We start from the raw sequence: 20009 nt of genomic DNA, 5'->3' as shown, positions 1-20009 counted from the left end.
AACAGTGTTTGTGATCTTGCCGAACCATAACCTTTTCCCCTTCTCCCCCTGCCTCCTCTGCTCCCCCTGCCTCTTCTACTTCCTCCCTGTCTGCCTTTGCATCTTTATGTGAGATTTCATCCGACAAATCAAACGTCACCGTGACGCTAGCCTCAATCGAAGCACGTCCTTTGGCCGTTTGAGTGTTATTTACCAAATCTGGTAAGCGTTCGGCTCGCATTCCCTTAGAACTGGAGAGTCCCAGGCAAAAGAGCAGTGCATCTAAGATATTAGACTTACCCGAACCATTTGGCCCAGATATGACAGTACACCCCGGTAGCAAAGGGACTGAGGTAGTGCCACCGAAGGATTTGAAGTTCGTAAGTTCCACGCGCTTGATGTGCACCATAGGCGCTGGTTCACTGGGCTAATGAAGAACAAGTGTATCAACTAATTAAAAATTCGCAAGAGGGTAGGGGGAAATTTAGAGATTTTCACACCACAGAGGCGCAGAGAACGCAGAGAGGGTAAGGGGAATCGTGGTTTAGAGAAAACACAATGCTGCTAGAGTTAGCACAAGCATGAGATTTCATTGCTGGCGTTCAAAAGCAACTATATCAAATCATTCTAGTTTTAGTTGAGATAACTAACTGCCAAGACGAACAACTAATTTAATAAGTTGTTGGCAAAGCGATCGCTATCGATTTATTACTATTTATTGCGAGAATATTTTACAAGTATGTAAGATAATTTTAAGGGTAAATATAATAAAGTAAATTATGCAACTAGAAGATTACTTCGACTTTCAGCGATCTGATGATATTCGACTTAAAGGTACAAGAGTAGGAATTGAAACTATACTTTATGATTTCATCCATCGGTGTCGGACTCCAGAGGAAATTTCCCAAAGTTATCCATCAGTAACTTTAGAGCAAGTATATGCAACTATTCTTTATTACCTGCATAACAAGGAAGCAGTAAGTGCTTACATAGCTAATTGGCTAGAACATAGTCACCGAATGCGAGAAGAACAGCGACGCAATCCGCCACCAGTTGTAACCAAATTGCTAAAACTGAAAGCTGAAAGAGAAGCCAATGAAAAAAATGCATGACTCTCAAATATCTTCTTGATGAAAATGTTGATGAAGTCTACAACCGCCAATTTGTCCAGCGCAACCCTAACTTAATGATGTGGGTGGTTGGTGATCCTGGCGCTCCTCTCAGAGGCACATTAGATCCAGAAATATTATGCTGGTGTGAGGAATATAACTTTATTTTAGTCACAAATAACCGTACATCTATGCCTGTACATTTAGCTGAACATATTGAGCAAGGGCGTAATATACCAGGTATTTTATTTTGAATGATAAATTAACTATCGGTCAGACTATTAGTGAATTAAGCCTAATTGCTCAAGCATCTTTTAATGATGAATATCAAAACCAAATTATTAATTTACCACTACTCTAATAATGATGTTACATAAGTAGCTACTAATTCTTTCGGGCGTGACTATTAATGAACTCACCCTTATTTAAGCAAAAAAACAGGGCTTACACAAATGTAAGTCCTGTTTAAATTTTATGATAATGTAAGCTGATTTAACTAGTCCACGGTTAACTGAGAGCTTCAGTTATTCTTTTATGGCTTTTTGATAGCTTCAACTTTTGCTTCTACCTTCACTGTCTTCACACCTTGAACTTCTTTAGCTAAAGTTTCAGCTTTCTTGAGTTCTTCAGCAGAAGTTGCTGTGCCTTTGAGGATAATTTCACCCTCTTTGTTTTCAACTTGTAACTTATTGCCTGGTAAGCCTTTGTTCAACTTTTCGCTAACTTCGGTTTTTAAGTTGCTTTTAGCTTTTGTTGCTGCCGTTTTTTCAGTATTAGTTTTAACTTTAGTCCCAGTATTCGCTACTAAAGGGGTTGTTGCTGTTGCTGGGATTTTGGCAGTAGTTTTATCCGCAGTTTGATTTGTCTGAGAGGCTGGTTTTGCTGGTGCTTGAGCAGCTTCATTAGTGCTAGAAGTTTCCGAACCAGTTTTAGGAGCCTCTTGACAGCCAAAAGTACCTACTACCAAAATACCACTAACTAGTAATAGAATTAGCTTTTTCATTATCTATCTCCGAATTGAGTAATTGAAGCGATTAATTGAAGTGTGTGTCATGGTGAGGAGCAGATGTTAAAAAGCAATTAAAGTCAAGCAGTAGATGTACCCAAGCAAGATTCAGGTTACAGAAAATTGAAATTTAGACGATTTCTTGAGGCTAAGATTTTGCAGCCACTTTTGAAAAGCGCTAATTCAATTTTCCTAACAGTTGCTGACCACTATAGCTCTGCATACAGTGTGTGCTTATTTGTCAATTTGACGCAGATGCAAGTAGCTTTATTAAGCTGAAACTGTACAGCTTGACAGTGGTGACTCGATATTATCAGATTTGAGTCATTTTGGCGATGTTTATGACAAATTCCAAACTTCAGCGTTTTTGCAATCTTGTGTCAGCAAATTTTCCAACAAAATGTTACTTTAGAAAACTATGGCTTACTTACAATGCCTTAAATATCAGGAAATATTAGCCAATGCCCTACCTTACTTCCGCCAGCGAAATTCGTGCTATTGTCGCTGAATATACCAATGCTAAAACATTGTGGATAGATACAGAAGTAGCTGACTATAAAAGTCGTAATCCTCGACTATCGCTGATTCAGGTATTAGATAATCCTCAAGATATGAGTGGCGATCGCGTCTATCTTTTAGATGTTTTAGAACAGCCTCATATTATAGCTGAATTTATTGCAGAAATTATGATCAATTCTGCTATCGAAAAAGTTTTTCACAATGCTAGTTACGATCTAAAGTTTCTCGGTAACAAGAAAGCAAAAAATATTACTTGCACTTTGGAAATGGCGAAAAAAATTCCCTACTATCTTTTACCATTACCCAACTACCAACTCAAAACCATAGCTACTGCACTTTGTAGCTTTAACAATATCGATAAACAAGAACAAACAAGCAATTGGGGAAAGCGCCCCCTAACAGAAGAACAGATAGAGTATGCTTACTTAGATTGTATTTATCTGGCTCAAATCCACTTAAATTTATTAAGATTACAAGCCCAAGCCAGCCCCGAACCCGCAAAAGAAGACTTAATATCACTAAGTACCAGATACTCGGAACTTGAGCAGCAATGGAAGTTGTTGAATTCAGAATTTGAGCATTTACAAGAACGTATGAAAAAAGCTATGCAAGCTCAAAATATATCAGAAACTTCCAATTATAAGCTGACTAGTTATGAGCGGACTACAGTCAAAGCCGCATTTACAGAATTGGCAAGGCTAGCCCAAAGTGAAGGTATTAGTTTAGATTTTCCAATCACACTAACTCAGAAACTCCAAAAGGATTTAGGGCAAAACCTGGAACAACTTTCTGTAGATATCGACAAAACCACCTCTTGGCGGCTAACTCCCAAAAGTCAAGAAACTGAAACTGAGGATGAGTAAATTGTTCATTAGGCTACAAATAGCATAATTTATAGAATTATTGTGAAGAATAAATTTTTAAATTTCATAATTATGTCCTCCTACTTCCTACTTTCTACGATCTGCCTTCTCTGATAAATTTATAAAATATGAGGGAAATTTGTCAATTAACTTTAAAGGTCGATCAAAAGTTAGAATAATTCTTGAGTTAAAGAATTAAAATCTAGATTTTGGGATTAATTCGATTCAGGTGTTATGGCAGTTTATATTAACTTATGAGACGGCGTTTATTTAGACAAAAACGAACAAAGGTAAATCAAGTATTTACCATAGCTATTTTTACTACATTGACTGCAATTAGCAGTGTTTCTTGTAGTAAGAATGACAATGTTTTGGTGACAGAAATAGGCGTAAGTCAACCTAACCGTCGTTCAGCTACAGCTTCCAGTGGTGGAGAATTTTATCTTCAGGGAAAGAATCAGCATTTAAACGGTGATCTACAAGCTGCGATCGCATCTTATAGTAAGGCAATCGATCAAAACTCTCAATATGGCGCTGCCTACAACGGGCGGGGACTAGCCTACTTTGATTTGGGAGACAAGGAAAAAGCGATCGCAGATTACAATCAAGCACTTCGCATCAACCCAAACGATGCCGAAGCTTACAACAACCGGGGAAACGCCCGCGCCTCACTAGGAAGTAACAGAGAAGCAGTCAAAGATTACAGTGAAGCGATTCGCCTGAATCCCAACTATGCCGAAGCCTACAATAACCGGGGAAATGCCCGCGCCACCAATGGAGACAAAAAAGGGGCAATAGAGGATCTTGACCAAGCAATTCTCCTCAACCCCAAATATGCGATCGCTTATAATAACCGAGGAAACGCCCGTGCTGCCAATGGAGATCCCCAGGGTGCGATCGAAGATTATAATCAAGCCATTCGCCTCAACCCTAACTTTGCCCCAGCCTACAATAACCGAGGAAATGCCCGCGCCACCAATGGAGATAAACAGGGCGCACTTAAGGATTTACAACAAGCAGCAAGCATTTTTCAAAGTCAGGGTAACAACGATTTATACCAACAAGTGATGAATAACATCAAAGAACTTGGACAGTAGCAGGAGAGTAGGGGAGCAGGGGAGCAGGGGAGCAGGGGAGAAGGGGAGCAGGGGAGCAGGGGAGCAGGGGAGCAGAGGAGAAATTGCAGTAAGTTTTTCCTCTTTGCCCCTCAGCCCCTCAGCCCCTCAGCCCCTCAGCCCCTCAGCCCCTCAGCCCCTCAGCCCTTCTGCCCCTCTGCACCTCTGCCTCTTTATCCCAATGCCCAATGACAAATGACAAATGACAAATGACAAATGACAAATGACAAAATCACATCCCAGAACCAATGTGAATCCGATCCTCAACTTCCGCAAATTTTTCCTGTGCCTGCTGTTCAGTACTCAATAGTGAAACGACAATCGCCACAATAAACGCCAGTGGGATACTGATTAATCCAGGATTTTTTAGGGGAAAGGGTGCAGAAGCCTGCTTGAGAATCGTTACTTGAATAGTAGGTGATAAGTAAATCAGTACTAAAGAGGAAACAGTACCTATTAACATACTCGCAACTGCACCATTGGTGGTAAAACGTCGCCAAAGCATGGATAAGAGCAATGCTGGAAAGTTTGCACTAGCTGCGATCGCAAATGCTAAACCTACCATATAAGCGACGTTTTGCCCTTTAAACAAGATGCCCAGGAATATCGCCACTAACCCCAAAAGCATTGTTGCACCGCGAGCCACTTTCAGTTGTTCTGACTCGTCAGCATGACCCGATCGCACCACGTTCACCCACAAATCATGAGACAATGCGGCTGCACCTGAGAGTGTCAACCCAGCGACAACTGCCAAAATCGTCGCAAAGGAAACAGCAGCAATAAAACCTAAGAAAGCATCGCCACCGAGAAATTCTGCCAACATCGGCGCAGCCATGTTACCACCAGTACCAATTTTCTCAATGGCATCTTTACCTACCAGCACCATCGCTCCAAAGCCCAGGATGAAGGTAAGGAGATAAAAAAGGCCAATAATAGCTGTGGCGTAAGTAACAGAGAGCCGTGCTGCTTTGGCATCGGGTACTGTATAGAAACGCATCAGGATGTGGGGTAGTCCAGCAGTGCCGAACATCAACGACATCCCTAAAGAGATAGCATCCAAGGGGTTAGAAACCAGTTTGCCCGGAGCTAATACACCTGTATACTGATTAGATGCAGCAGCGAAAAGAGCGATCGGGTTAAAGCCAAATCGTGCCAGTACCAAGATAGCTAGCAAAATCGTTCCGCCAAGCAACAGAACTGCTTTGATAATTTGTACCCAAGTGGTGGCAATCATCCCGCCAAAAATCACATAAGCCATCATCACGCAACCGACGATGACTACAGCTAATTCGTAATCAAAGCCAAATAATAGTTTGATTAGCTCCCCAGCACCTACCATCTGGGCAATTAAGTAAAAGCTAATCACTACCAGCGTTCCAATCGCAGAGGCGATACGTACAGGTTTTTGCTGCAAGCGATAAGCCACGACATCGGCAAAGGTGTATTTACCTAAGTTACGCAGTGGTTCGGCAATTAGGAACATGACAATCGGCCAGCCCACCAGGAAGCCGATAGAATAGATTAAGCCATCAAAGCCGTTGAGTGCCACTAGTCCAGCGATACCTAAAAAGCTAGCTGCACTCATGAAGTCTCCTGCTAGGGCCAGCCCATTTTGGAAACCGCTAATCTTGCCGCCAGCTGTATAGAACTGTGCCGTATTTTTGGTGAGCTTTGCCGCCCAATAGGTAATGCCTAAAGAACTTACAACAAACAGAAAAAAGAAAGCGATCGCCAACGGGTTAAACTTACCAAGACTGGTAATATCCGCCGCTAGTAGCGGATCGAACCACACACTATTCATGCTTTTTTGGTTTAGTATTTTGGATTTGGGACTAAAAATTGCTAATAGCTAATTTACTTGCGTGTCAGCCTTGCGATTTGGTCGTCGTAACTGCTATTTGCCCAACGCACATAGATAAAAATTAATACCCATGCTGAAACAATTACCAACGCCCCTAGTAAAATTCCCAGACTCAGACCAGGAACTACTAACGACCCCAACAGGGGCTTATTGAACGCGATTAATAGGATAAAGCCGAAGTAAATAAACATCATGGCTCCACTGAGAATCAGGGATATTCGCCAACGTTCAGCTGCGAGAGCCTGGAGAGCCTTTGTGCGATCGTTCATGTCTTCCTTTAGGTGGAGAAGATTAGGTCAAATTGTCTCATTGAAGCTGATTTCTGCGTAATTTTCTTAAAGATTATTAGTAAATCTATTGCCATCTCAGGTAATAAAACTAACTTTGCCTGATATACCAAAATAACAAGACAATAGCGACTCTATTTTGAGTCAGAGAAACATGAAACTATAGATGCAGTTAGACACAAATAAAGCTCATCTATCTGTGATTTAGAATTTTACTTAAATGATGTAACTTATTATACTTTTAAATAAAAACATGAGAGCTAATAAATTAAGTTTTTAGATACTAAAAAATACAATAAATACGTAGTTATTACCAGGTTTTAAAATCCTTAAAGTGTTATGAACCGCTTTTTTAAGCTATCAAATCAACTGAGATTAATAAAAGTAGTAAATTTTAATTTATAAAATATACCAAAAATTACAGTATCAATCTAAATATATAGTTGATAATATTTATACTAAAAGCTTGCTATTACACAGATGGGGCATTACCAAAATATTAGTAACGTATGTTTATTCAAACACTACTCACAGAGCCAATTCACTTTTTCAGAATCGTTGCGATTGTCATATTTTCCATTACTTTGCATGAACTTGCTCACGGATTGGCTGCGATAAGTCAGGGAGATAACACTCCACAACAAACTGGTCATTTGACACTTAATCCAATAGTTCACATGGGAAAAGGATCAATCATCTTTCTCTGTCTCATGGGTATAGCCTGGGGACAAATGCCTGTCAACCCATCTAAGTTTCGCTCTGGGAAGCTAGGCAATATTTTGGTATCAGCAGCCGGGCCATTATCAAATCTGGCTTTAGGCATTCTATTTATTTTGATGCTTAAATTTATCTCTAATCCGAGCCTTTCAGGACTTGTAAGCGAAGAATTTCTTTACTTAGCGGCTCATATCAATTTGACCTTATTTCTGTTTAATCTGCTGCCAATTCCACCACTAGATGGTTTTTATGTTTTCAGTGAAATTTTTCCTCAGCTAAAACCACTGCAATATAGCCAATTCGGAGTTTTTGCAATGATGCTTCTATTTATAATTCCAGAATTTGGGACGGGACTTAGTGAGATTGCTCATTTAGTTATTCAGTCAGCGCTTGGGGGAGAATCAGCAGCTTCTTAAGCAAAAATAGATTATTTATATAATAATTCCATTTGATTTGTGAGAATTGAAAGCTATAGAACCCCGACTTTCTGATAAGTCGGGGTTCTTGTTGTTTACGAATGATTTAAGCTTGCCACGTTTTTGCTGTAATATTCAGTTTTTGCATAGATGCTGATAATACTATTATCAACTGCAAAAAAAGTCCCTTCTTGCTCATTTTTAGAAAATTGCAAGTTTGGGTATTTAGCAGCAGCTTCTTCAGCAGTCATAGATTTGGCTTCTATTCCTTCTGGCAATAGCCCAGTAGAACCTATGTAAAATACCAAGGGAGATATTTTATCTTGGTAGATATTTTCTGCATATTGTTCTAACTTTTTATTTGCCACTGTTAAAGCTGCAACCATTTCCTCTTTGTTGATCTGCTTTCCAGTTTGTTTATTATACAATAACTGCGCCAAACTATCAGCACCAACTTTCTTAAGAATATCTACGACTATGCCATTTGGCTCAAGCCCAAGAAAATCATCAAAAATTGGTTTCATCAACTCGTCAACTTTGGTAATCTTGGTACGTGATGATATTAGCCTATGCCTAAAAGCAAGATTTTCATTCAATGCCATCTCAAAACTAGGCTTGATGAAAATTTCTCCAGTTACTTTATCATAAAGACGATACATTCTATTCAGAAATTTGTTAGCCGAATGAAACTTACTAAGATTAAGAATATCTTGACTACCGATATCAATTTTATAGCTCAATCTTGACTCAAGAGTACCATTAAGTAAAGCTTCATGGATGTTTGTATATTCATTAGTTGTAGGAAAATTCAGGTAAACATTTTTAGACAGATAGTGCTTTTTAAACTCATCTAACTGTCCTGCTACAAATACATCTGACTCCTTTCTTAAGTGAGCAGAAATAATACTAGTAAGTACTTTAATTTCTGCAAGTTCATTAAATAGTCCATCAATGCTGCTGTAATGACTATTAGCAGCTACAAGCGGCAATTTATCTAATTCAATGGTATGTTCAACACGGAAGTCAAAATCTTCTGCATCCAACACACCCTTTTCTTGGAGCAAGTCAAAGGCTTTTTTATTACTGATTTTGATTTGCAAGGACTTGACGTTTATTTTGCCGTCACTGACAATTGTGTAATTATTAAAGCTATTAAGGTCATTTACCAACAAACCTGCTACCTCAATAGTGGGGGTTTGGTCTTCAAATTTGGCAAGTTTGACCTTACGTTTGATAAGCATATTGATAGTAGCAGTATTGCGATTAAACTGGAACTCGCCCATACCTACATACTCAGCATTATCTACATTTTCTGTTCGCAACCAAGGCTGAAGCAATTCGCCATTTTCGTTTCTCACACCTTTAACACGCTTGATACCTGTTCTTTGATAATGTTCTTGCAGGTGTTTGATATTCACGATAATATTGTGGCGATATTGTGTAAAAATTTGGATTAGTTCTAGCAGAGAAATTTTATTATTCGTCATATTGCTACCTTCCATATAATCGTGGAAAATTGAAGGGCGGACACACAATAAATTGATGCCAAAATATTAAATTTGGCACATACCACACAACCATTGTGTGTTCATGATTGCATTCACAAACTAGCTAATATCGGGTTTATTTACTAGAAACTTTGGGCATCGCCTGGTAAACTTTGCGTTGCATACTCACGGAATCTTCTTTATAGTACAATTGTATCATACAAAAGCCAAGTTGTGTAGGCGTAGCCTGTGATAGACATCGCCCTGCAACTTCGTATTATGGTATTGCTGAACGCCAGAATAGATTTTCTAACCTTTACGCCTATTATTTTTTTCCCACATTTAGGCTCCGGGTTTGAAATAATCGAAGAGGCGATCGCCTGAATCTGCGCGAATCAATGCTACAACTACATCTGGTAAGGCAGCTAAACTGGGGTAAACCAAATAACGTGGTTCCCAACGGGGGCGGAACTTCTCTCTGTAGGCGTGCAATCCCTTGAAATTGTAGAAGCGATTCAAGTGCCCGTATAGATAGTGCAATATTTTCTCTAAGCGGCGTGATTCTGGGTTGTCTCCAACTCCCGCAAGGGCAGAAAGACCGAAATTAAAGCTGTCGTAGCCACCCTCTTTAAAATGTTGAAGCAGGGAAATAAATAGAAAGTCCATTGTGCCATTTTCGATGGACGCGCGATGTCGCATCATGTCAATAGTGGCTTCGTTGAGTTGGTACTCGCGGAGAATGTTGGCAAAGGCGCTGATGTTACCTTCAGGATTATGGATCACAGCAATTTCGCACTCTCGCAGATAAGCTTCGTCAAACCAACCCAAAGAAAAGTGTTTTTCTGAACCTTGTACCATCTTCAACCATTCATCACTTACAGATTTGAGCTGGTGCAATAAATCATTGGCGATGGGTGGTTGGTAAAACTCGATTTGGTATCCTAGCTTAGTTAAACGACTGATTGATGGTCTAAAGTTTTTCCCGGCTTTACCTTGTAAGGTAAAACTTTTCAGATCAACGATCGCCTCTTCTCCAATCTTGAGTACCTTAAACCCCAATGACTTGTAAAGTTCAACATCATCGGGCAAAGTTTGGTAAAAACCAGGATACCAGTCGTTGCGTTGGCAAAACTGTTGGAAAGCAACAATTGTCTCTTTGCGGTCTTCAATGGGGCCGATGGGATCTCCTAAAGCGATCGCACCCCGTCCCTTGGGAACATAAGCAATTAAACTATTACCCGAAGGACTGAAATAATAACTTTTATCATTTAAGAGTGTAAACGCTGCTAAAGAAGAACATCCATATTGCTCGACAATTTCTTTAGCTCTTCGTCGCTCATTTGGGGTTGCTAAATTCCGCCAAAAAACAGGTTGCAATAGCATTACCATTGCATACGTAATAGTAGCTGCGGCAATAATATAGATAGAATTAGCAAAAAATTCTCCAAATTTGCTTTTTGGTTGCAGTCCCCAATTATCCTCGGTGAAGAACATTGCTAAAGTCTGAACTATTGCTTCCCGCCAATTAAAATTTTCTGAAAACTTGCCATCTAACAAGTAAAATCCAATAGTTCCGTATGCCAGGGTAAATAATAAAGCCCCTATCAGCGCTCTAACTCCCCGTGCGATGGAAGGACGGTCTGATTGCGCCGTGAAATAATGACGCATCAAGAGTAATTGCACCAGTAAAACTCCAGAGAGTAGACTTTCTTCATAGTCCAATCCCTTTAGCAAATGGCTAAAAATCGAAATCACTAGTAAAGTAGTGGTAAGTAACCAGGCTATTCTTTTGCGGCGTAATAAGTTCGTAGCAAGTGCTAGTAAAACAAACCCAGTCAGGGCTGCAAATATATGACCACTGGCTCTGATTTCAAATGGCAAAAATTCCTTCAACCAGTGATTTCGACCATACAGGTTAGGTGTCACTGCTGATAACAAATTTACTACTCCGACTAAACCTGTAAGGAATGCTGCACTCCAAAGTCCAATCTTAGTTTTTAAATTATTGGTCATTATTCTAAAAATATTAATTAGGAGTTATGAGTGAGAAGTGAGAAGTTATGAGTTAGGAGTTATGATTTTTGGCTCTACCATTCTCTTTATTGTTATACAGCGTTTTGCAAGTACATGAGTAACCCCTCCCAACCCTCCCTGATGCTTTGGGTAGGGTGCATGATAGCGCGGGTGGGGTATTTCTGTACTTCACAAAGTTTAAATCTGCTGTAAATAAACCAGTTTTATAGACTACATTACTTATATAGATTAAGTTTTAAGGTTTTGAATTTTCTCCATAACACCTTAATTTTCGATTTTTAACTAATTTTGGGCGTTTAAGTTGCATCGCAACTAATAAACGCCAAACTTTGTGGCGGGGTCTAAATCCCGTTAGAAAACTGACATTACGAATTATTTTAACTCCTAACTCCTAACTTTTAATCCTTAACTTTTTTAAACTGTTCACCTACATAGGAGAGCGAATCTTTAAGATGTTTGTGAAAGTAATTCCAGCCTATATCCGCACCAGACAAACCATGACCTCCTGGAAACGCATAGAATACGTGAGCAATGCCTAATTTATTTAAGGTTTCGTTGAAATCTTTGGTAGAAGCCAGCAAATTCGTATCATTCAAACCCGCATCTAGGTAAACACGCAATCGCTTCCGATCTTCAATTGGTAGCTGTTGCACGATTTGCTGAGGACTATTTTGCGAACCGCTATTATCGGTAAAATAACCGCTATGACTAAACAGAATGTGGAAATTGTTGAGATGGCGCAACCCGATATTAAAAGCTCCCCATCCTCCAGAAGACAAACCTCCCAGCGCCCAAAATTGGGGTTTTTCTAAAGTACGGTAGCGCGACTTGACAACCTGCACTAATTCTGAACCAATTAGAGTTCCCACTTTGCCATTCGGCCCATCAAAGTAATCGGGGTCGTACAAAGGACTGGAACCGCGATTATCATTACCATCAGGTGTAATCACAATTGATGGTAGTAATTTTTGATTTTGATAAAGTTCATGCAATACGTCTAAAAGTGCGTATTTATCAGCATAAGCACGAGCATCATCATGACCACCATGTAGTAAGAAGATTACAGGGTAGCGCTTTTGGGGATTTTTGCTATAACCAGGGGGCAAAATCACGCCGTAGTTACGGGCTGCACCCATCGCTTGAGAGTTGAAGGTTGCTAATTGAAACTTTAGCCCAGTATTTGCCTCTTCTTGGGGTGGGTCTAGTTGTGGCGCACCTAAGATGAATACATAATAATAACCAGCGCTAGTCAGGAGTGCGATCGCTCCTAGCAAGCTAATTAAAACTTTATAATTCTTCATATTGTTTTAGTATGAAAAAATCACCTCCATTAAAATTTACTATAGTTAATTTATTGAGAAATTGCAGTAGTGTTGTCCACATCGATCTTTAATTATCAACAGTTTGGCAAAATAGTATTGTTTATCGTGATAATTGCTAATTTTTTTGGGTATTTTTCTGATTATTAACACTTAAGTTATTAGCTCTATCTGCGACTTCAGAAGCTCGAAATTGTTTACCAACAAATGTCAAAGAATCGGCTAAATGTTCCCGCCAGTATTGCCAAGTGTGACTGCCAGGAAACTGTCGAAACGAATTCTGAATTTTGAGTTTATTTAATACTTGACTAAATCGTTCGGCTTCTTTGATTTCATCAAAATCTGATGTACCCGAATCTAAGTATATTTTCAACCTTTTTTGAGCTTGTACAGGAATGGTTTTGATATAAAATATTGGGCTATTTGCTGGGCCACTTTTATCATGAAAATAACCACTATGACTAAATAAAATTGAAAACCGATCTACATTGTGTAATCCCACATTCATTGCTCCCCAACCACCAGAAGATAAACCACCTATCGCCCAAAAATCTGGATTATTTAATGTACGATAACGGCTTTGCACAACTTTTACTAACTCATCACCTACAGCTGTAGAGACTTTCCCGTTAGGGCCATCGATATATTCTGGATCTCGGTAGGGACTAGAGCCACGTTTGTCGTTGCCATCTGGTGTAATGATGATGCTGGGTGGTAACTTACCTGTAGTATAAAGTTGTTCTACAGTTTTGAGAGCTTGTCCCTTATTCTGAATAAACCAATCAGTGGGATTACCATGTCCACCGTGGAGAAGAAAGATTACAGGATAGCTTTTTTTTGGGTTTTGCTCATAGCCAGGAGGTAAAGAAACGCCATAAGTCCGACTTGCACCCATTACTTGACTCTCGTAAGTTTCAATTTTATAGGTTAGGAGAGTAGCTGAGTTGCTAGTATTACGCTGGGTTGGAATGATGGGAGGCGCTGTTTGTAAATTCTGCTGTTGTAGTGGTTTTGCTACGACACTCTGGGAGAAATTACAACCAACTAGGGTTAATACTGAAAATAGCAAGAGAATTTTAGGTTGTTTGTAGTTCATCTTTGAAAAATATTGACCAAACAGGGCATTATTGGGTAGTTGGTGCTTGCCTTCAAAAGCTTATGCAAATGATATGTCAATGCTGTGTCAACAGGATGGAAACTTTACGACTGGTTGTAAATTAAAAGTCAAGAGTTAGGATAAGTTTCTTCATGATGCTTAAAAAGCTGCAACTTAATTTCAGTTCTTTGTTTGGCTTGTTACTGCTGCTGCTTTCCCTGTGGGCGATCGCTAGCGAATTACATCAGTATAATTATCGTGATATCCTCAATTCTCTAGCTGCTATTCCCAAAAGTCGCCTAAGTTGGGCAATTTGGCTGACAGCTTTGGGCTATGTAGTGATGATTGGGTACGATATCTTAGGTTTTAATTACATTAATCGTTCTCTAAGTTGGAATAAAATCGCTTTCACTAACTTTATTAGCTCTGCATTTAGTAATACCATCGGTTTTGCCTTGCTAACTGGCAGTGCTATCCGTTATCGATTTTACTCAACTTGGGGAGTTTCAGCAGTTGCGATCGCTCAAGTAATTGCTTTTGCCAATTTTACTTTTTGGTTGGGGATGTTTGCCGTTGCAGGTTTCTTATTCCTCATCAACCCTCTGAATATTCCCACTCAATTACATTTACCTTTTGCCACTGTGCGTCCCGTTGGCGTAATTTTTCTATTATTAGTTGCAATTTATTTACTCGGAAGTATTTTTATTAAACAACCATTAATAATCCGAGGGCATGAATTTAGATTTCCTTATTTGAAAATATCTCTGGCTCAAATAGCAATTTCTAGTTTTGACTGGATTCTTGCGGCAGCAGTTCTTTATGCTTTACTTCCTAGCAATATATCTTTGTCATATCTAGACTTTTTGGGCATTTATTTACTAGCGATGTTTGCAGGTGTAGTTAGTAATGTCCCCGGTGGCTTGGGAGTATTTGAAACTATAATTTTACTAGTTCTTTCCTCAAAAGTTTCGGCGGCGGCAGTTTTGGGTTCAATGTTAGCTTATCGGGGAGTCTATTATTTCTTACCTTTGTTAGTAGCAGCAGGTTTGCTCGGACTTTATGAAATTAGATTTAAATCGGGGAATTAAAAAATAGAACCCTTATTTTTAATTTATGCAATAAGTCTATTGACTTTGACAAAGAGAATCGTAGGTTGGTTTTCCTTCCTCAATCCAAGATTTTCAGTAGTTTCTTGGATTTCACTTTGTTCAACCGAACCTACGTAATTTATGGTTTTTGATACTATTTCTTTGTGAGGCTGCGCCAAATTCTCTTGGCTTCCTTCTTTCTTTGTGTCCTTTGCGCCCTTTGCGGTTCGTTCCTTATATAGTTTGGAGTTTGGCGCATCTTCATACAGAATTGGTATGACACTAACCGAACCGTATTGGAGCATAACTTAGATACGATTATGGCAGTCGGTAAAATTTTCTACGTCGCGAAAATTTTTCTGATTCAAATCCTGGCGTTGTATAAATGCAGGAACAATCGGCGGCTAAAACCCTTGGGAATTCGTGATAAATTGTGCGAAATCATCTCCTATTCAGCAACAACCAAGTATTTATCATGAGGCTAAAAAATCAGTTTGACTTAGCTTGTGTATCAATCAAATATACATCAAACGTGGTCTAGGTTGAGGAACTGGACGCCCTAAATCCTTAGCCGTTTCTATCCATTCCTGCACAACTAACTCTACATTATGCAGGGCTTCTTGATAAGAATCACCGTCAGCAGCACAGCCTGGTAGTTCTGGGACTTCAGCAATAAAGGCTTGATCTAATTCACTCCAATAGAGAATAATTTCATACCGAAACATCATTTTTAATTCCTAGCTTATACTTGAGAATCACTGCCCGGACTTGTTTAACTTGATAGCTTTTGGCTTTTCCTCTTTTGTGTTGCAGGTTCAATATTTCCTCAACATCGGCTTTGATAAAAATACGATGATCGCCACGAATCCGTTCCTCAAAGCCCAATCTATATAAAAGTTGCCACAGTTGGGCAAAAGGGATGTCTGTATCAGAAGTCCCAGAGAGAATTTTTTCTAAGAGTTTGTCTTGCTGACTCACGTTTTTCTGACTGTCTTAATGTTTCTATAGTCTCATATTTATTTAAAATCAGGGTATACAAAAGCAAATCTATAGGAATCCGCTTTGATTTCTGAAGTGATTTGCATAGACAGGGAATAGGCAATAGGCAATAGGCACTCTTGCAACGGGAAAGAAGGCTTCCTAGTTGTACTGAGCTTTTTCAAAAATCAAATCAGCTCTATATCATTTTGCTTTTGACTAAGAGCATCCCTGATGACAATGGCTAATCCAGTTATCAGGGCAAATTGTAGGCTTGGATACTACTTGACTAATTTACTTGATTGCAAAAAATACTAATTATTTGGATGTTACAGATGCTTTCTTGGAAGCGAGGTTTTGCGGTGAGTTCAGTTTTATGACATCATTTTTGCATCCTGGTGAAGTATATCATTTCTCTAGAGGAATCATGTTGGTTTACCATCGTCACTAGGGTTATTAGTCTTAATATTGGCTCAATTGATAGCTTGACTACTTTTCTCCAATCCTTTCGCGTAGCGTTCCGCAGAAAAGGTATCGCCAATTTATCAGTGATATAGGCAACTACAGAGGGCAAATTGTTGAGATTGCTCATATCATGATGCTGAGGTATAAATCCTTCTCAGTTAGTGTTGAATATTGAGTAAGAAATATTACGCGAATATGAAAAACCAGATTTTAGGCGCAGCCGCATTTTTAACTACGATTAGTTTGACAGCAACGGTACAAGCAGCAAATTCTGAACATGTTAGACAGTTATTGGCAACCAAACAATGTCAAAACTGCGATTTAACGAATGCAGGTTTAGTGATGGCTGATTTATCTGGAGCTAATTTGAGCGGTGCTAATCTCACAGGTGCTAACCTCAGTCGGGCAAACTTGAGCGGCGCAGATTTACGGGGTGCAAACTTGAGTGGCGCTAGTTTATTTGGTGTCAATCTGAGCGAAGCTAAATTTAATGGGGCAAATTTGACGGGTGCTGATTTGAGAAATAGTTTTTTAGCAAATGCAGAATTGACTGGTGCTTACCTGAATGGTGCTAACTTTCAGGGTGCAGTTGGGATACCATTACAAATTGCTTCACCGGAAGAATTTTATGCTTGGGGTATAGGAGAGGGAGAAAAAGGCAACCAACAGCAAGCAATTAGTTATTTTAATCAAGCGATCGCTATTAAACCAGAATTTGCGGGTGCTTATTTAGCTCGTGGTGTCGCCCGTTACCAAATACTAGATAGACAAGGTGCATTTCAAGATGCCCAAATTGCGGAAAAGTTGTTTACATCCCAAAACAACAGCACTGGAACGCTAACAGCTCAAGCTTTTATAAAAGAACTGCAAACACCCGTAAATGAGAAGGTAAGTACTGGTAAACCCAGTTTTGTGGACTTTTTGGGAAGTCTAGGCTCAATCTTGCTCCAATTCTTCCCTTTTTAAAGGGGATAATGACAAATGACAAGTGACAAATAACAAATGACTTTATCTCAGGAATTATGGGCAGCAAATCAAGACTTAGCCCAAGCTTGCCTAGAGCATCCTTTCGTTCAAGGCATTGGCGATGGTACTCTTGAGCAAGCTAAATTTGCTTACTACGTAGGGCAAGATGCTTTTTTTTTAGAAGCTTTTGCCCGTGCGTACAGTATCGCCGCAGCTAAAGCACCAGACTGGTTAGGTTTCACTACATTTCATAACTTAGTTAGTGGAGTTTTAGAAGAACTGCGGTTGCATAGTGGCTATGCTTCTCAATGGGGAGTCAATTTGCATTCTGTGGAACCTGCATCTGCTACCCGCAGCTATACTGATTTTTTGTTAGCAACTGCTTGGAGTGGAGATGTAGGTTTAACTGCTGCGGCGATGTCTCCTTGTATGCGTTTGTATGCCTTTTTAGGAGAAAAGCTAGCTGGTAATGGTATTCCTAATCATCAATATGCAGACTGGATTCGTACTTACAGTAGCGCAGATTTTCAACCACTAACGCAACAATTAGAAAATTTGGTTGACAATTATGCCACTACCAACTCTGTTGTGTATTCAACCTATCGTTATGCGATGTTTTGCGAACGCGACTTTTTTCAGGCTGCGTGGATTTTGGAGTAGCGCAGCTAGCTGTACTACCCTACAAACTTAACGAATAATCACTGTCCCATTTGGTAAAATAAACCCGTCTTCGAGATGCCATAGAAGATGTTCTTCGCACAGCGTCTTAACTGCCTTGGCGATTGCTATACTTCTCAATTTCCTCACCTACAATCTGTGCTATCTTCTGCGCTGCACCGCTTTCACCGCGAATATTACGGAGTTTAGCGCGCATATCATCCAATTTTTCTGGATTCGTCAAAAAGTCTAAAACCATTTCCCCAATATCTTGTGGTTGAATTTTACCCATAATTTCTGGGACTATCTCTTCTTGTGCCCAGATATTTGGCCATGCTAATAAACCTTTGCGTTTCATAAATCTCAGAAATGACCAATTAATCACTCTAGCAAAGGGCGTACCTAACACTGGCAGATTCGCCAACAATCCAGGTAAACCATCCCAAGAACGCATAGCATCAAGTTGCTGCGTTGGTAGTAAAACAATCATTGGTACTCCTAAAGCACCAAGTTCAGCAGTGTTTGCCCCCACCGTAGTCAAGCAGATGCAGCATTGGGATAATAAGTGATATGCAGGGTTTTCTTGCCACAGTTCCACAATTAAACCCGTTGCTGTTTTGAGCAATGCCTTGCTTTTAGCATCCTCTGGGACAATTAAGGAAGCACCACCAAAGCTAAAACTTTCAGCAATAGAGTTCTTTTCGGGATCGGCAAAACTAGCTAAAGTTTGTAAATCCAAAGTTGGGGCTACAGGAATCACAAATCTGATTTGCGGCTTTTTTGCATGAACGTATTCGGCAATACCTAAACATAATGGTACTCCTTGGGCTAATTTTGCTGCTTTTGAACCAGGGAGTAAACCAATCAATTCAGTCTCTTGTTCTACCTTCTGGGAAACTGTTGACGCGTCTGTGTCATTAGTCATTTGTCCTTTGTCGTTTGCTAAAAACAAATGACTACTAGCTTCTAGCATCAAATCACCGACAACAGTGAATTTGTGAGCATATTTTGCTGGGACTTTGGCTGCGACTTTGGGCTTCATCACACCAAAGCGATTAATCCAGTTGTGCCACCTGGCTTCCCATTCGGCGTAAATAACTGTGCGATATCCGAGTTTTTTGCCTATAATCACTGGAAAAATTTGATCACCGCCTAGAAAAACGACTACACCGCGACTTCTCCAATCCCAATTTTCAAATGTTTTGCCCCAAAGCAAAAATTGCCAAAAATGTTCTGCTTCCTGAACTCTATCTACTTCTGGGTAAGAAAGAGCGATCGCTGCTTCTTTACCACTGGCATTTGAGCAAGGCGATAATACCACAGAAATCCTCACTACAGAACGGTCATCCCCTAGTTCTTGCCGCAACGCTTTCACTACTGGACGCACCCAGGTTGTTACTTCACCTGGGCCATTTGATAGGATAAGAATATCTACTTGAGTCATTAGTTAATCGTATATTCGGCAAGTTGGCGTAAGCGAAGCTCGTCGTAGACATCGCTCTTGTTGATACCATTTCCAACAAAGCAGCTATAAATGCGATAATATTAATACTTATAGATTAATATTTAATCATATTAATAATGTCTTATAGCGAGTTCTCGCTCTCAAAAGTCAAACGTGACTTTAATTTAACTACGGTTGAAAATGGACGGTTTTTGTTTTTACTCGAAACGCAGTCTATAGAACCTGACGGGGCGAGGAAATAAGCTAAAAAGCTTACAATTTAAAGAATACAGCAATTTATGGTAGAAAAAGATAGGTCTGCTTTTGTCAATAAGACCTATCTATTGATAATGTTACCTAAATTTTACCAAACACATCTTAAAAGTCAACTAAGTACTGCCGAATATATCTTGTTGCAAATTTGGCTCGCAGTGCTGCAATCGATTAAAAAAGTAAGTTTAGAAGCTTTGGCCAATGCTTTACCAATTTCGATTGAATTTGAAAGTAGAAAAAAGAAAGTCCAAAGATTTTTGTCTTTACCAAATCTCGACATCAAAAAAATTTGGTTTCCGATAGTCATCAAATGGTTATCAATATATTTTG

19 protein-coding genes and 1 pseudogene are annotated in these 20009 nt (G+C 39.5%); 9 read left to right on the top strand and 11 right to left on the bottom strand.

Annotated features, from left to right (window positions below):
- A partial coding sequence (locus RMX98_RS17090) for an AAA family ATPase (protein WP_409881573.1) occupies positions 1-388 on the bottom strand: 388 nt, incomplete at its 3' end.
- Positions 389-758: 370 nt separating this feature from the next.
- Here RMX98_RS17090 and RMX98_RS17085 point away from each other — a divergent pair.
- Positions 759-1091, top strand: coding sequence for a DUF433 domain-containing protein (locus RMX98_RS17085; RefSeq protein WP_322680477.1), 333 nt, complete (start codon positions 759-761; stop codon positions 1089-1091).
- A complete protein-coding gene (locus RMX98_RS17080) occupies positions 1088-1342 on the top strand; it encodes a DUF5615 family PIN-like protein (protein WP_322680476.1) in 255 nt (84 codons plus the stop codon). The genes RMX98_RS17085 and RMX98_RS17080 overlap by 4 nt, the downstream gene beginning before the upstream one ends.
- Before the next feature lie 278 nt (positions 1343-1620).
- Here the strand turns inward: RMX98_RS17080 and RMX98_RS17075 are convergent, their stop codons facing one another.
- Positions 1621-2091, bottom strand: a complete 471-nt coding sequence (locus RMX98_RS17075) for a BON domain-containing protein (RefSeq protein WP_322680475.1) — start codon at positions 2089-2091, stop codon at positions 1621-1623.
- 464 nt (positions 2092-2555) lie between these two features.
- Here RMX98_RS17075 and RMX98_RS17070 point away from each other — a divergent pair, with 464 nt between their 5' ends.
- The gene (locus RMX98_RS17070; RefSeq protein ID WP_322680474.1) at positions 2556-3476 is read left to right on the top strand and encodes a ribonuclease D; all 921 of its coding nucleotides are present in this window, start codon (positions 2556-2558) and stop codon (positions 3474-3476) included.
- Positions 3477-3730: 254 nt separating this feature from the next.
- The gene (locus tag RMX98_RS17065; protein ID WP_322680473.1) at positions 3731-4573 is read left to right on the top strand and encodes a tetratricopeptide repeat protein; all 843 of its coding nucleotides are present in this window, start codon (positions 3731-3733) and stop codon (positions 4571-4573) included.
- 250 nt (positions 4574-4823) lie between these two features.
- Here the strand turns inward: RMX98_RS17065 and RMX98_RS17060 are convergent, their stop codons facing one another.
- Complete coding sequence (locus tag RMX98_RS17060) at positions 4824-6392, bottom strand: sodium:solute symporter family transporter (RefSeq protein ID WP_322680472.1); 1569 nt, start codon at positions 6390-6392, stop codon at positions 4824-4826.
- A 53-nt stretch (positions 6393-6445) separates the two neighbouring features.
- Complete coding sequence (locus RMX98_RS17055; protein WP_265271491.1) at positions 6446-6721, bottom strand: DUF485 domain-containing protein; 276 nt, start codon at positions 6719-6721, stop codon at positions 6446-6448.
- A 527-nt stretch (positions 6722-7248) separates the two neighbouring features.
- Between RMX98_RS17055 and RMX98_RS17050 the strand changes: the two genes are divergently transcribed.
- Entirely contained in the window at positions 7249-7872 is a 624-nt protein-coding gene (locus tag RMX98_RS17050) for a site-2 protease family protein (RefSeq protein WP_322680471.1), read from the top strand.
- Positions 7873-7967: 95 nt separating this feature from the next.
- Here RMX98_RS17050 and RMX98_RS17045 read toward each other — a convergent pair whose 3' ends face one another.
- From RMX98_RS17045 to RMX98_RS17030, 4 genes are all read right to left on the bottom strand, one after another.
- Entirely contained in the window at positions 7968-9359 is a 1392-nt protein-coding gene (locus RMX98_RS17045; protein WP_409881308.1) for a hypothetical protein, read from the bottom strand.
- A 342-nt stretch (positions 9360-9701) separates the two neighbouring features.
- Positions 9702-11372 carry a phosphatidylglycerol lysyltransferase domain-containing protein gene (locus RMX98_RS17040; RefSeq protein WP_322680469.1) on the bottom strand — a complete coding sequence of 557 codons (1671 nt, stop codon included), beginning with the start codon at positions 11370-11372 and terminating at the stop codon, positions 9702-9704.
- A 419-nt stretch (positions 11373-11791) separates the two neighbouring features.
- Positions 11792-12694: an alpha/beta hydrolase gene (locus RMX98_RS17035; RefSeq protein ID WP_322680468.1), complete on the bottom strand. Its 903-nt coding sequence runs from the start codon at positions 12692-12694 to the stop codon at positions 11792-11794.
- Between the two features lie 136 nt (positions 12695-12830).
- Positions 12831-13808, bottom strand: coding sequence for an alpha/beta hydrolase (locus RMX98_RS17030; RefSeq protein ID WP_322680467.1), 978 nt, complete (start codon positions 13806-13808; stop codon positions 12831-12833).
- Positions 13809-13963: 155 nt separating this feature from the next.
- On the opposite strand from RMX98_RS17030, the gene RMX98_RS17025 reads away from it, so the two are divergent.
- Positions 13964-14896 carry a lysylphosphatidylglycerol synthase domain-containing protein gene (locus RMX98_RS17025; RefSeq protein WP_322680495.1) on the top strand — a complete coding sequence of 311 codons (933 nt, stop codon included), beginning with the start codon at positions 13964-13966 and terminating at the stop codon, positions 14894-14896.
- Positions 14897-15411: 515 nt separating this feature from the next.
- Here RMX98_RS17025 and RMX98_RS17020 read toward each other — a convergent pair.
- Entirely contained in the window at positions 15412-15624 is a 213-nt protein-coding gene (locus RMX98_RS17020; protein WP_322680466.1) for a type II toxin-antitoxin system HicB family antitoxin, read from the bottom strand.
- Positions 15608-15874, bottom strand: a complete 267-nt coding sequence (locus RMX98_RS17015; protein ID WP_322680465.1) for a type II toxin-antitoxin system HicA family toxin — start codon at positions 15872-15874, stop codon at positions 15608-15610. Before RMX98_RS17015 ends, RMX98_RS17020 begins: the two co-directional genes overlap by 17 nt.
- A gap of 660 nt (positions 15875-16534) precedes the next feature.
- Here RMX98_RS17015 and RMX98_RS17010 point away from each other — a divergent pair.
- Together RMX98_RS17010 and RMX98_RS17005 are read left to right on the top strand one after the other, a co-directional pair.
- A complete protein-coding gene (locus RMX98_RS17010) occupies positions 16535-17305 on the top strand; it encodes a pentapeptide repeat-containing protein (protein ID WP_322680464.1) in 771 nt (256 codons plus the stop codon).
- A gap of 36 nt (positions 17306-17341) precedes the next feature.
- Positions 17342-17965: a TenA family protein gene (locus RMX98_RS17005; RefSeq protein WP_322680463.1), complete on the top strand. Its 624-nt coding sequence runs from the start codon at positions 17342-17344 to the stop codon at positions 17963-17965.
- A 106-nt stretch (positions 17966-18071) separates the two neighbouring features.
- Here the strand turns inward: RMX98_RS17005 and RMX98_RS17000 are convergent, their stop codons facing one another.
- Positions 18072-19406, bottom strand: a complete 1335-nt coding sequence (locus RMX98_RS17000; protein ID WP_322680462.1) for a lipid-A-disaccharide synthase — start codon at positions 19404-19406, stop codon at positions 18072-18074.
- A 350-nt stretch (positions 19407-19756) separates the two neighbouring features.
- On the opposite strand from RMX98_RS17000, the pseudogene RMX98_RS16995 reads away from it, so the two are divergent.
- Positions 19757-20009 (top strand): annotated as a pseudogene (locus tag RMX98_RS16995) (IS4 family transposase); the annotation flags it as partial.

Origin of the sequence: Nostoc sp. DedQUE02, from assembly GCF_034531035.1 — a bacterium.
Lineage (GTDB): Bacteria > Cyanobacteriota > Cyanobacteriia > Cyanobacteriales > Nostocaceae > Nostoc.
This window is presented reverse-complemented; position numbering and strand designations above follow the sequence as displayed.